Raw genomic sequence first — 13,210 nt, 5'->3', positions numbered from 1 at the left:
GGGCATCGCCGCTTCACTTCGGCGGGCGGCCTCGTTCCTCTGCCCCTGCCCACCGCGGCACATCGTCGACGCTGTACTTGAAGTGCTTCGGCCTGTGCGCCCGGAGCCCGAACTGCGGCGCGAAGAGGTCGTAGACCTCCTTGACCTCCTCGTTGCGGCTGGTGACCTCGTAGAACTGCGCCAGGGTGAGATTCGGACGATCAGGCTCGTCTATCTGGGCCCGCCAACGTATGTCGAGAAAGAACCCGGGCGGTACCTGATTGCGGGCGTTCGCCCCTTTGGCGCGCCGCTCATCCCCGGCGACTTGGCCGATGTGACCTACGAGGGACACGTGCGATCGATCGAGGTCGATCCGGCGACTGCCACGAGTGTGCTGCGCACGTTCGGTCTACACCGGATCGAACCGGAGAAATGGGTCGGGCAGCCGGCAAAGCTGACGGCCACCGATCTGATCGAGCAAGTCCAGGTCCGCCTTTCCACTGCGGTCCCAGCTGGCGACGCGGCCCAGTTCCTCGTCATCGATCCTGGAAAGCCCGTGACGTACTACAGGGGTAGGCGGCGCCCCCTCCAACCCACCGACAGCGGTGAGTTTGTTGCGCGACGCCCGCAAGCCTATGGCGCCGACCTGTGGTGCGCGCTCCGTGTTAGTAATGGCGTGCCGCAGCGACTCTTCGACTTTCCAGTCGATAACCCGGATGTACCCGGCCGAGACGAGGCATGGCGGCTCCAGGCCGCGATCGACGCAGTTCGCGGGACGCCCCAGCTGTACCGGATGCGACCGACGGATGGGCCCAATTCTGATGGGATCGTTGACTTCTTCTCGCCACTGCCCGGGTGGGCGGAGCGGCGGCTGCAACTTGTCGCGGTTCCCGCCGATCGTTCCACGGGTGCGCTGTTTTCCTTCCGAGCCTCGTCTACCGCATGCGAGGACCTTCGGAGGTATTTGGGTGAAATGCTGTGGATGCAGGCGATGGAAGAGGGAGGCAGTGCGTGACTGCGGAGACGCCAACGATTTCCGAGACGATCACCAAGATTCAGGCCGCGTTGCGCGACTACATCGAAGCCACCTACCACATCGGGCACCCGACGCTAATTGACCAACGCCGCGTTGTCCTCGAGGAGGAGGGCGTGCTGTTCCGGGCGCCTTTCTTTGAGAGCACGCCGCGCTACCAGACCGACGAGCGGTTCGCCGACCTCGACCTCGATCCGGCCGTGCACACGCTCTTCGGCAGTTTGGCGAAGCCAGCCGATCCGCTACCGCGGATTTTGTTCGATCCGCCCTATACCCATCAAGCCGAAGCGCTTGAGCTGGCCGTGCGCGACGGCATGAGCTTGGCTATCACGACCGGTACAGGTTCAGGCAAAACCGAGTCCTTCCTATTGCCGATGCTGGCGAAGCTTGTGGTGGAAGCAGCGAACCGGGCAGACTCCTTCGCCGAGCCCGCGGTGCGCGCACTGATCCTCTACCCGATGAACGCCCTCGTGAACGACCAGCTCGGCCGTCTTCGGCTGCTGCTCGGGGACCCGCGCGTGACCGATCTATTCACCAGCTTGGTCGGCCGGCCCGCGCGATTTGCCCGCTACACGAGCCGGACACTATATCCCGGCGTCCGCACGGTGAAGAAGGACCAGTATCGCTTGGAGTCGATCGAGGACTTTTACATCTCGCTCATCGACCAAGCCAACGACCCATCCTCACCGTGGCACGACGCGGCGGTCGCGTTGAAGGAGACGCTCGAAGCGAAGGGTAAGTGGCCGGCGAAGCCCGATCTCAAGGGATGGTTCGGCGCGAAAGGTAGTCGCTGGAAGAACCCCGCGGGCGAGTTCATCCGGGCGGTGACCCAGCCAGACGATCCCGAATTGCTGACCCGTTATGAGGTGTTGCAGGCGCCACCGGACGTGTTGATCACCAACTACTCGATGCTCGAGTACATGATGATGCGGCCGCTCGAACGTCCAGTCTTCGATGCGACCCGAAAGTGGCTCCACGACAATCCGGACGAGCGGTTCCTCTTGGTCATCGATGAGGCACACCTGTACCGAGGTGCATCGGGGGCGGAGGTCGCACTCCTCTTGCGGCGACTCCGGTCACGGTTGGGCATTGACCCCGATCGACTGCAAATCATCTGCACCAGCGCGAGCTTCGACAGTCCGCACTACGCACGCCAATTCGCCGCGCAGCTATCCGGAAAGTCCGAATCCGATTTCCGTACCGTTCAGGGGCACCTGGCTCTTCGTGAGACAGCAGGACCGGGAAGCGCTGAAGATGCTGAGACACTCAGCGCCCTACCACTTTCTGACTACTACGAGGCCCAAACCGACGAGGCGCGCAAGGCCGCCGTCAGCGGGTTGCTCACCTATCGGGGAGTCACGATCGACTCCGGGAAGACGGTCGGCGAACTCCTGTACGAAGCGCTTGAGTCCTTCGAACCGATGGGCCTGCTGGTCAACGAAACCATGCAGCGGGCACAACCGGTCGGCGAGTTGGGGGCCACGCTATTCCCGACGGTGGAGGCCGAGCTACGGGACCGGGCTGCGTCGGCTCTGATCGCGCTCGGCAGCGCTGCCCGCCGCTCAACGGAGGACGCGGGGCTGCTTCCGTGCCGGGTGCACGCCTTCTTCCGCGGGCTGCCAGGCCTCTGGGCGTGCCTTGACCCCGAATGCACGGCGGTCGACCGCGAACGACATCCCGACCAGGGTCCAGTCGGCAAGCTCTACGCACAGCCACAAGCGACATGCGCGTGTGGCGCGCGTGTCTTCGAGTTGTACACGTGTCGTCACTGCGGGTCGGCGTACGCCCGCGCCTACACCGACGACGTCGTGGAGCCGACCTACTTGTGGCACGAGCCGGGGGGCGCCTTTCAATCCGTATCGGGGTCGATTCCGGAACTCTTCCCGCTGGATCTACTTCTGGAAACACCAGCCACGGGTGAGGTAGAGGCGGCCGACTTGGACCTCGTCACCGGACGGCTAAACCCCTACCCCGATGGCCTGCGGATGCGGGGCGTCTTTCTTCCCAGGCGGCGCAGCGGCGAGGTCGTGCGGGGTGACGACGATAATGATGACGACGAGGCGGAAGCGAACGGTGAGTTTAAGCCGTGCGGCGTCTGCGGTCGACTGGCCGGTTTCGGCCGTTCGTCAGTCCAGGACCATCAGACGAAGGGTGACCAACCGTTCCAAGCGTTGGTGACGCGGCAGATTGAGGTGCAGCCGCCGGGGGCCCAGGCGTACTCGGACTTCGCGCCCTTGCGCGGCCGCAAGGTGCTCGCGTTCTCGGACTCGCGGCAAGTGGCCGCGCGGCTTGCCCCGAACTTGCAGAACTACGCCCTGCGCGACGTCATCCGGCCGCTGATTCTTCGTGGTTGGACTGAGCTGGATGCGTTGCCGAACGTCGCTCGGAACATGAGTCTCGATCGGCTCTTCCTCGCGGTGATGATTGGCGCGAAGCGATTGAAGGTACGGCTGCGCCCCGAGCTGAAGCCCGGCGAGTCGATGCACGTGCTCAAGGAAGTCGGCGATGCGATTGATCGCGGCGCGCTGGAGGGCAATGTCGATGCTCGTGAGGATCTCCTGATGCTGAGCGCCAGCCCGCCGCAGTCGCTGCTCAGGGCCATCTACGACACGCTGACCGATCGGTACTACGGGCTCGTACCACTCGGCCTCGCGTCGATTCGCGAGCGCGCCAGCGTGCGGGATGGGCTCCTCGCGAACCTGCCGGATATACCTGGCGTGGCCACCGGCAGCGACACCAAACTGGCGCTTGTCCGCCTGTGGCTCGCCCAATGGACGATCCCCACACGCGGCATCTGGTTCCCTGGCATGGACAGCGATTGGATGAACACCAAGGGCGGAGTCAAACCGCACGCCGGGAAGTTCGCCGCGATCGATCGGTGGCTGGGAACGACTCCGGTCAAGACCGCCTTCCGGAAGAACTGGCTGCCCAGCTTGTTGCAGACGTTCTGCGAGCCGGTCGGCAACAAGTTCCGGCTCCAGGCTGGCAAGGTGGCACTGGAACTCGGAGGTCAATGGGGTTACTGCGAGCGTTGCCGATTCACGCAACGCCCCTATCCGGGTACCGACCGATGCGTGAGCTGCCACACCGACAATGTGCGCGTCCTTGACCCGAACACTGACCCGGTGTTCAAGGCGCGCAAAGGTTACTACCGGGCCAGTTCGGTCAGAGCCCTGGCGAACCCGCCCGAACCGCCCATGAGCATCATCGCCGCCGAACACACCGCGCAACTTAACGCGGCCCAGTCCAGCGCCGTGTTTTCGAAGGCGGAGGAGTACGAGCTGCTGTTCCAAGACGTAAACATCGCGCTACCGGGACCTGTTGAGACGCAGAAGTCGGCAATCGATGTCCTGTCATGCACGACCACGATGGAAGTTGGTATCGACATCGGCAATCTGTCAGGTGTCGCTCTCCGGAACATGCCGCCGTCGCGCGCGAACTACCAGCAGCGAGCTGGACGCGCCGGCCGTCGAGGCAACGCGGTGGCGACGGTCGTGGCGTTTGGTAGCGCCGACACGCACGACGATCACTACTTCCGCGAACCCGACCAGATGATCCGGGGTCCGGTCGACGATCCGGTGCTGACGATGAACAACCCCGAGATCGCACGCCGCCACGTCATCGCCTATCTGCTGCAGCGGTACCACCAAGATCGATTGCCAACGATCCCGCCAGATGAGCAGCGACAGCTGTTCGAGGTGCTTGGGACGGTGGACGAATTTCTGGGTACGACATCACCGCTCAACCGAAACGATTTCGGGCAGTGGCTCAGAGATAACGAGGCAACGTTGCGGGCCGACGTTGATGCGTGGCTGCCGAGCGAACTCGATCCGGGGCGCCGCGAGGCGTTGCTCGACGGCATCGTCGTGCGGACGTTGGAGGATATTGACCACGCACTGGACGTTGGGCCCGCAGTGACGGCGGGTGTTGAGCCCGCTGGTAGCGCAGCCGGGGGTGCATCGGCATGACCAATGACATCGATGCCGTACCGTCGGATCAGCCCGCCGAGGACGGCGCCGACGCGCCGAGCGTGCAACGCAGTCAGGAGAACTTGCTCGACCGGCTCCTGTACAAGGGCGTCCTCCCGCGCTACGCATTTCCAACAGATGTCGTCGGCTTCCACGTGTTCGATCGGGATGTCTCCGGGCCGTATCACTGGGAATACCGCTACGCGCCGAGTCAAGGCTTGCCCATCGCGCTGACTCAGTACGCGCCCGGCAAGGTCGTGTGGATCGACGGCAAGGAGTGGACGTCGGGTGCGATCTTCTCCCCCTTCGGCGAAGAACGTGCGCAGGCTTGGCGCGATAAATGGCTCTACTTCGAATGCCAGGTCTGCCACTACGCCAAGCATGTGCCCTATGACCAGGCTGAGCGCGGTGACGAAATCGACTGCCCTGCATGCGGCGCTGAGGGCCGGTTCGGTAAGGCGATGAACTGGATGCGCCCGCCGGGCTTCGCTCACCCGCTCACTAAGGACCCCGGTACCAGCCCCGACGACGCACCGGCGCGGAGCTATGCCACGCGGGCCAAGCTCGTCGCCGAGGGTCCGGCCAACGCAAGTGAGTGGACGCGCCTGAGTGACGGTTTGGAGCAGACGTACCGACGTGACACCCTGCTCGTTACGAATACCGGGCCGCGCGGCGAGGGATACAGCTACTGCACGCTATGTGGGCTGATCGAACCGACGGCGACGGCTACCGGGATAGTCGGCGGGACCCACAAGAAGCCATATCCCCATAAAGATCCGGATTGTGCTGGCAACCGCTCTACCCGAGGCTTAGTGCTTGGCACCGACTTCATCTCGGACGTGCTGCTGGTGCGTCTCACAGTCGAACCGCCGCTGACGCTGCGCCCCGAGCTGTTGCCGACGCAAGTGGCACTGCGCACCATTGCCGAGGCATTAACGATCGCGGCCACCGATCGACTGGAGATCGAAGCCACCGAAATCCAAGCAGAGTTTCGACCGGCGCTGAGCCATCGCGTGAGTGAGGGCCTTGAGGCCGAGATCTACCTGTATGACACATTGCCCGGTGGTGCCGGATTCACCCAGCGGGTCAGCACATTCGGCATTTCGATCTTCGAAGACACCCTCAAACGTCTGGAAGACTGCCCGGCGGACTGCGACGAGTCCTGTTACCGCTGCCTCCGCAGCTTCCGTAATCGCTTCGAGCACGGCCTTCTTGATCGCCGGATCGGTAGGAGCCTGCTGCGATACCTCCTGTACGGCACGCCACCCGTACTGGACCAGGTACGTCTGGAGCAGTCTGCGAACCGCCTCTATGCGGATCTTTATAGCCGGTCCGTCGATGACGTCACGTTCGAACGCAATGGCCTTGTGCGCATTGACGGAATCGGTGACGTTGTAGCACCGATCCTGGCTACGCGCGCCGATCAGCAGTGGATATTCGCCGTCCAGGGACCGCTGACCCAGAACGTAGCGCCAACACAGGAACTCAACGATGCCAAGGAATACGGCTCCGTGCCTGTCCATCTCATCGATGACATGGTGATCAGTCGGAACCTTCCGATCGCGAGCCGGCAGGTCCTGCAGTGGCTGAGCTGACCCCGTCGGAGCGCAGGTTTGTCACTGCCGTCGAGGCATCCGACGCGATCTTGCCGCCGCGTCCGCTGTTTTGGAGTTACTCATCGCTGAAGGAAATCGAGTCGTGCCCGAGGCAGTACATGCTGTCGCGAGCGTCGTATCCAGATCTGTGGAGCGGCCATGGCTACCCGCCGCTTCCGATCGCGCCGGCGATCATGGGCGATGCGGTCCATGGAGTGCTCGAAACGGTTGTCAAGGCGCTCGTCGAGGCTGGCTGCGAAACATCAAGGGCGCCAGGCGCGATCGAGGTATTCAAGTCGCTTGGCGGCTTTACTGCGCTCATCGAGCAGGCCGTCACGACGCGGCTCGACCTCGTCAAGGCCAGTCCGCGCGTTGACGCCGAGCGTTGCCGCCGCTTGAGGCGTGAGCTTGGTGACCGCGTCGCTGACGCCCGGGGTCAAGTGCAGGAGTACCTCAGCCGCGCCAAGTTCTCGGCGAAACCGACCGATGGTGCTGTACCCGCCGAAGGTCCTGCTGGGCAGGAACCGCCTGCGTTTGGCCGTCGTCCCGTCGGGGCGGGAGCACATGCCGAAGTCATTCTGGCGGATGAAAACCTGCGGCTAATGGGACGTGTCGATTTGCTTGTTGTGGACTATGGGCACGCCAAGATCGTCGACTACAAAACGGGCGCCGAAGATCCGGGTCACTTCGAGCAGCTTCGACTGTATGCGCTTCTCTGGGAGCGCGACCGCGTCGTCAATCCGACCGGCGTGCCGGCGACTGAGCTGACAGCGGCCTACCCGAGCCACGACGTGACGATGGCCGCACCGACCGCGGTTGAACTACGGGACTTAGAGGAAGCAGTCAGGCTAAGGATCGCCGCGGCTGACGCCCTCTTTGATACTGACTCGCCACCGGCGCATCCGTCGGTCGATCTGTGCGGGATGTGCCACGTGCGGAGCTTGTGTGACGCGTACTGGGCTTCGATCGCGCCTGATCCGTCCACAGTTAAAGACGGCGACTGGTTTGACTACGAGGGCATCGTTGGCCCACCAAACGGTGTACGGAGCCTATGGATGCTAGACACTGCTTCGGGCCAGAGGGAACTCCTTCTTCGCACCCAGCCGACGTCGAAGCCGCTTGAAATAGGCTCTCGCGTAAGGCTTTTGGGCTTGCGTCGCGATGCTGATCCTGAGGTGCCTGCAACGACCGCAGTCATGACAGCCAGTTCGGAGGTCTTCGTCGTGACTAACGTTGGCGACTAACCGCCGGCGGCGTCCGCGTCGTCGTACGTCAACGCCAGGGTCATTTCATCGGCAGGCAGCGGGACTCGCGCACCATGTCTGATAGGCCGAACGGTCCGGTGGCTGCGCATCGACGCAATCACGTGTTCCTGCTGCGCTCGGCGTTGGCACCAGCGCTCAAACCACCACTCAGCGACACGCGCATCTGAGCCGGGAAGCTCAGGGTCGAGCAGGTAGTCCGGCTCGGCGTCGATACCGAGCGAGTAGTCGCGGAGATTCCGAACCAGCGGCACACCGTACACGATGCGTTCGCGCCCGTGCTTGAGCAGTTCATTCGTCGGCCATCCCAGCGTGGACAAGCCGATGCGCACCTTTCGCAGGCGCGGGCTGACTCCCTCACCGAACAAGCTGTTGACGCGGATGGGATTTCCGGTCAGCGAGGACAACCGTACGAGCGCCTCGACGGTCGCATCAGTGAAATGAGAAGTACCGAAGGATCGGGAGCGGCCAAGTTCGTAGAAACCCATCCGTTGATCGCTCGGACCGCCCATGACCGTCTCAGGCCAGAAGAGGCGGTTGTATTGGCTGGATCCGGTGCCGTACAGGGATGTGGTACCGACGAACGCGAGTCGGGTCTCGCGCAAGATGGCGCGGCCGGCCATGGCCGATGCGATCTCGCTTGGGCGCGCGTACTTCTGTCGGTATGCCTGCAGGACGGTCGGTGACACCGCAAGCGCGCCGACAATCTTGCCCGCCGCAAGGGCGTTGTACGGAGCGACAGCCCCGCATACCGTTAGATCGGCGATCACAGTCCCGACCCGCTCGCCGCGAGCGCGCCTGACGATCTTTCGTAACTGAGCTTTCGCGCGCGGGTTGGCCAGCGCTTTGGCGAGGCCTGCCCTCGTTGGCTTTGGTTTGAGGTAGGCCTCAAGGGCTTGAACCCCTTCCAGCACATCTGCCAGCGCGGTGGAGCGCTTGCTTCTGAAGAGGTCGGTCTCCGCCCGCTCAACCCAAGCGTCAAGTTCGAGGTTCTTCACCTGCCGCACAACGCTATTGCGATGGTGGCGACGGCGATGCCGCTCGGCGTCTGCCCGCAGTCGGGCGATGACTTCGGGACTCGGATGCCGGATGTCAGATGGCTCGATGATGCCATCACGCAACAGATCGGCGGTGTAAATCTCTTCGAGTTGGGATTTGATGCGCGACGCGAACCATTTGGCGACGGCGGCAGTTGGATGCTCTGCTGTTACCGCGATGAATTGGTCTGTCTCCCAGCCGATCCAAAGGTCGCGTTCGGCAATCTGGACAACCGGACTTGAGATCGCCGCGATCCCGATGATCGTGTGAAATTCGGTCGCCGCATCCCTGACGAGAATCGGCATCGAACGCCCCGGAACCGTCGAGTAGGCGTTCGACCATGTGTGGCGGAAATACCGCCAGATGTCCTGGAGCCGGAAGCCGGTGCGGTCACAGGTGCCGTCGTCGACGATCTGAACGTACGGCTCGATGACGCCTGTCATGCGCTGCGCACCCGCGAGCGCGTCGGCCAACTCGCGACCGTCGCGCATCAGGTCGAACACCGACACGAACCGTCCGTTGTGCACATGGGCGCGTTCCATCCGTTTGACGAAATGTTGCACGCTTGGTTTGCGGAGTTGCTCATCGCGCCGCAGGTGTTCTTGACGGCGAACTCGGGCCTTTTCCGTCTCGCGGTCGGCGCCGAGTGGGGGCGGTGCGAACAGGGCGCCGAACTTGTCGAGGTCGACCGTCCATCCTTGATCAACGAGATCGATCGCGGTGTGCGCGGCGGCCGCCAATCGCGGCTGCTCGTACAGATCGCCAAGGCCGGCGGCCTTGATCCACCACCCGTGATTGAGGTCCTCGACGCCTTCCGGTGGCCCATAGGACAGCAGTGTGCACAGTTGCTTGAATCCCCGGCGCTCGCGACGTGTCGAGCCCGGAGGCAGGGTCAGGGGGAGAAACTTCGGCTCAGTCATGTCTTTTGAAGCATCCTCGCGTAGGTGGCGCTCCACGTCGTGAGCACATCGGTCAACAGATCGGCGTGACCAAGGAACACGGTAGTGCGGGCGTACGACAATATGAGCAACTCGATGGCCGTCCGCAATGGGCTTTCACCCGACTCACCCGCCAACGACTGGAGCGGTTCGTAGAGTGCCGCGAACGCCGGATGGTCGACGTTAAGCGTCACCTCGAGCGTTCGCTCGTCTAACTTCGCGTCCAACATGGTGCCGGACGGCAGCACGCCCGATGTCAACCGATAGGCGAGCGCACCGGTCGCCTTCTTGCGTCCCCTCCGAGCGATGAGCGGCAGATGAGGGTCTGCCGCTTCGGCTATGCGGCAGGAATTGCCTGTGGCCGCGAGGAACTTGACCTCCTCGAACGCTTCTCGGACGCGGGAATTGAGCAGCCGCGCTACCGCCTCCAACTCAGGCTCCAGCGCTTCCTTGAGTTGGGTCGATGGTCGGATGCCCTGCTTGTTGATCGTGATACCGAAATGTTCGTCCAACGCGGGCTCAAACTTGATTTCGCAACGCCACCAGTCGTCATAATTTTCCCTCCGTTTGCCGCCCATGAGGTGCCAGCCAAACGCGATCTCGCGGCCTGCGCGCAGGATCGACACACCGCCTCCGCCGACAATGTCCGCCCGACGCTTCGACAGGTTGTCCAGGTGATGCCACGCGTGGACGGGCAGCGCGCTGAAGCGCACTTCGACGAAGGACGTGCCGCCCGCCGCGGTCGCGAGTTCGTAGCGCTGGGGCTCAAAGGCCAGCGAAGCGGTGTGACCTTCAACGGGAATCTGGAGCAGGAGCGGGTCCCGAGCCTTGACGCGTGACCCGTTGATTGACAGCTTGAGGCCTGTCCCGAGAAACCGACGGTATACACGGCCAAGGTCTCGATGGAGGGCGCGTTCGAGCCACGCGAGTCGCTGATACTCGATCCGGTCGCACTGCCGCCAGATGACTGCGCACCCGCTCGGGCCGCTGCCGACATGTGTGCTTCGCTTGGCCCGAAGGTGTACGGGCGCCCCGGCGACTATGTCGTCGACGTCCAGATTCACCTCCAGTGCGGTGGCGGCGCCCTGCCAAGCCACAACCTCGATGTGGCGCGCCTGGCTGAGTGACGCGGCGGGCAACCCCATTCCGAAGCGGCCGAATGACTGACGATCATCGAAGCGCGGGGTCCCGCCAAACTGCAGACAGGCCTCCAGTTCGCGGCGGTTCATCCCATCGCCGTTGTCGATCACTGTGATCTCGGGCGAGTCGGCTGGTGTTGGCCGGGCGATCGAGATGTCGATCGTCGTCGCATTCGCCTGGAGGGAATTGTCAATCAATTCCGCAAGGGCCGTTGACAGGCTGACGTAGCCCGATTCCCGGACCGCACGGATGAAGTTGGTTGCCACCACGAGGTCGTTCAAAGTGCCTGATTGGTGGAGTTTTTTCGCGGTTGCCTTGCTGCGTGATTGCACCGGTCTACGGTAGCTCGGCGAACGCCTCCCGGGGAAGCAGCGCCACGGTAATTATCGTTCGGACGTCTGCGGTCGAATGGTGCAGTTTGCGTGCCAGATCGCGACGTGGGCAGGTCCTCCCTGCGGAACCCTGCCGGGTACGCAGTCGACGATCACAGTCTGCTTTTTCGGAAGTTGTAACTCTGAGCGGAAAAGCCGGGTTCCTCCGATGAGGATGGGGAGGCGTCGTCGCGGAAGAACGATGGCTAAGGCTCAGGGGTTGAGGTCTAACGTGGACCCTTCGGTTCGTGCAGTGTTGGTGCTTCGCTGAGCGCCGGATGGCCGTGGGGAACGTATTTCTCGCATGGCCTGCGTTGGTCGCCCCGCCTGCTCCCAGTCGACCGTGCGCCGCTGATCAGGTTTTCCGCTGCTGCACTGCACACGAAGTCCTGGCCGGCCAGATCGCCGCCAAGACCTGTAAAACCATGGTGGTCGAACGCCCGCGCAGACCTGCCGCGCGGTGCGGTGAACCTGCCGAACCTCGAGCCTGATGTCAACCCCGACGCGGCGTAGCCGCACACCGCCCGACACCCCGGCTGGCCCGTAGCCATGTTGCCGCGTGCGGGCGGGGAAGGGCCGCTAGGGGCGAAGGTCCGACAGCGTTAGATCACAGAATGATAACGGTACGGTAACAACGCGGCCTCTTCGCCGGATACCTACATATCCGGCGAAAATCCTCAATTCGTCTGAGGGCCTCTGAGGGCCGAATCCACTGCAAAACACGCGATTTGGATGGTTTGCAGCGTTGCTTGTCGCGGCGTAGTCCTTGTGTCAACCGCAGGGAGGTCCTGCGGCCGACGACGAAGGAGGCAACAGAATGACGACGACAACTGACCATAACGGGCGGAAGATTTATGTATCCGAGGATGGCAGCTACGAGACCTACCTGTTTGGCGATGAAGGCGGACTCAGTGCGGCCCCGATGATGATCATGGCGATCAAAGCTGCACGAGATGAATTCCCAGGCCAGCTGCTTGAAGTCCAGGTGATTGCGCGCCCGGCGGAGGCGACAGCATGACAACGACTGATGATCAGCTGGTGACTGAAGGGTCGGACTATTCCCCGGCCCCGAAAGTGTGGACGGGCACTGAGGAGCAACTGCAGAAGGCGCTGGAGTTCATGGAGAACATAGTGCGCCCAGACGGGGTTGTTTATCTTGGCCGGGTCAGCTACGACGAGGAGACCCAACTGTTCACCGCACATGCCGGGCGCTGGAGCCAGGATTGCGACGACCCGTTTCCCGTGCGGTTCGTGACGGATGGCACCGACGACGTCGAGTCCATCGTGGATGAGGAACTGTTCAGTGAACTCCGACACCACATTATGGGCAAGATGAGTGATCTGCCCGATGACCACCCGTACTTGGTGCGGTTGGCAGTGGAGATCGATGTGAGCATGTAAATCCGCTGCGACACAGCGCGTTCGCTGTCTAGGCAGCGCGCTAGCGGGTGGAGTACGGTTAAAACCGGGCTGGTTTCCGGCCCACCGAGCGGTACCGCCTTGGCGGGCAGGGGTGCCGTTCTGTACCAAACAACCGAAGGGCAGCGGTCGCACTAAACCTGGTGCGGGCGTCGGCTTTGTCCTTGCCATGCGGCAGGGCGCGCAACCCTTGGAGTTGTTTTGTGAACCGTGATGATGACCCGGTACTCACTGAGCAAGAACTGTTCGAGTATCTGCGGTACGAACGGAATCTGGTGAGTGTCACTCGCAGATCGGTCAAGATGGCCGTGCTCAGGCGCGAAATTGTGCCGACTCAAATCGGCTGCAAGAACTGGTTCTCACGTCTTGACGGCGATGAATGGATCAAGTCGCGAAAATCTCCCTCTGAGCAGCTTGCTGCGCGCCACACGGCGAAAGCTGCTGCAGCGGCGAGGAAATGAGGGCTG

At 62.9% G+C, this 13,210-nt stretch carries 10 protein-coding genes; 7 read left to right on the top strand and 3 right to left on the bottom strand.

The features are described from left to right. Positions 1 to 13: 13 nt before the first annotated feature. Entirely contained in the window at positions 14 to 331 is a 318-nt protein-coding gene (locus A5678_RS27085; protein WP_156746881.1) for a hypothetical protein, read from the bottom strand. On the opposite strand from A5678_RS27085, the gene A5678_RS27080 reads away from it, so the two are divergent. The 4 genes from A5678_RS27080 to A5678_RS12385 are packed head-to-tail and all read left to right on the top strand — an operon-like array spanning position 332 to position 7,819. After that, a complete protein-coding gene (locus tag A5678_RS27080) occupies positions 332 to 994 on the top strand; it encodes a hypothetical protein (protein WP_156746880.1) in 663 nt (220 codons plus the stop codon). Further along, positions 991 to 4,980 (top strand): DEAD/DEAH box helicase, encoded by a 3,990-nt coding sequence (locus tag A5678_RS12390; protein WP_197502124.1) that lies wholly within the window; start codon positions 991 to 993, stop codon positions 4,978 to 4,980. The genes A5678_RS27080 and A5678_RS12390 overlap by 4 nt, the downstream gene beginning before the upstream one ends. Further along, positions 4,977 to 6,575, top strand: a complete 1,599-nt coding sequence (locus tag A5678_RS27535; RefSeq protein ID WP_197502123.1) for a DUF1998 domain-containing protein — start codon at positions 4,977 to 4,979, stop codon at positions 6,573 to 6,575. The genes A5678_RS12390 and A5678_RS27535 overlap by 4 nt, the downstream gene beginning before the upstream one ends. Continuing rightward, positions 6,563 to 7,819 carry a PD-(D/E)XK nuclease family protein gene (locus tag A5678_RS12385; RefSeq protein WP_068042671.1) on the top strand — a complete coding sequence of 419 codons (1,257 nt, stop codon included), beginning with the start codon at positions 6,563 to 6,565 and terminating at the stop codon, positions 7,817 to 7,819. Before A5678_RS27535 ends, A5678_RS12385 begins: the two co-directional genes overlap by 13 nt. Here A5678_RS12385 and A5678_RS12380 read toward each other — a convergent pair. Together A5678_RS12380 and A5678_RS12375 are read right to left on the bottom strand one after the other, a co-directional pair. Continuing rightward, entirely contained in the window at positions 7,816 to 9,795 is a 1,980-nt protein-coding gene (locus tag A5678_RS12380; RefSeq protein WP_068042669.1) for a Druantia anti-phage system protein DruA, read from the bottom strand. The two genes, A5678_RS12385 and A5678_RS12380, sit on opposite strands and share 4 nt — an antisense overlap. Then, positions 9,792 to 11,285 carry an ATP-binding protein gene (locus tag A5678_RS12375; RefSeq protein ID WP_068042667.1) on the bottom strand — a complete coding sequence of 498 codons (1,494 nt, stop codon included), beginning with the start codon at positions 11,283 to 11,285 and terminating at the stop codon, positions 9,792 to 9,794. The genes A5678_RS12380 and A5678_RS12375 overlap by 4 nt, the downstream gene beginning before the upstream one ends. Positions 11,286 to 12,141: 856 nt before the next feature. Between A5678_RS12375 and A5678_RS12370 the strand changes: the two genes are divergently transcribed. The 3 genes from A5678_RS12370 (at position 12,142) to A5678_RS26490 (ending at position 13,204) form a co-directional block, all read left to right on the top strand. Then, on the top strand, positions 12,142 to 12,342 hold the full coding sequence (locus tag A5678_RS12370) for a hypothetical protein (RefSeq protein WP_068042665.1): 201 nt from the start codon (positions 12,142 to 12,144) through the stop codon (positions 12,340 to 12,342). Then, a complete protein-coding gene (locus A5678_RS12365; protein WP_068042663.1) occupies positions 12,339 to 12,725 on the top strand; it encodes a hypothetical protein in 387 nt (128 codons plus the stop codon). The genes A5678_RS12370 and A5678_RS12365 overlap by 4 nt, the downstream gene beginning before the upstream one ends. Positions 12,726 to 12,946: 221 nt before the next feature. Next, complete coding sequence (locus tag A5678_RS26490) at positions 12,947 to 13,204, top strand: hypothetical protein (protein WP_082945534.1); 258 nt, start codon at positions 12,947 to 12,949, stop codon at positions 13,202 to 13,204. Positions 13,205 to 13,210 lie beyond the last annotated feature (6 nt).

This window comes from Mycobacterium sp. E2733 (genome assembly GCF_001667585.1).
In the GTDB taxonomy this organism is placed as follows: Bacteria; Actinomycetota; Actinomycetes; order Mycobacteriales; family Mycobacteriaceae; genus Mycobacterium.
This window is presented reverse-complemented; position numbering and strand designations above follow the sequence as displayed.

Bases quoted from the DNA above. Each gene is read 5' to 3' on its own strand.
- A5678_RS27535 (WP_197502123.1), top strand. From the start codon at position 4,977: ATGACCAATGACATCGATGCCGTACCGTCGGATCAGCCCGCCGAGGAC.
- A5678_RS12380 (WP_068042669.1), bottom strand. From the start codon at position 9,795: ATGACTGAGCCGAAGTTTCTCCCCCTGACCCTGCCTCCGGGCTCGACA.
- A5678_RS12370 (WP_068042665.1), top strand. From the start codon at position 12,142: ATGACGACGACAACTGACCATAACGGGCGGAAGATTTATGTATCCGAG.
- A5678_RS12365 (WP_068042663.1), top strand. From the start codon at position 12,339: ATGACAACGACTGATGATCAGCTGGTGACTGAAGGGTCGGACTATTCC.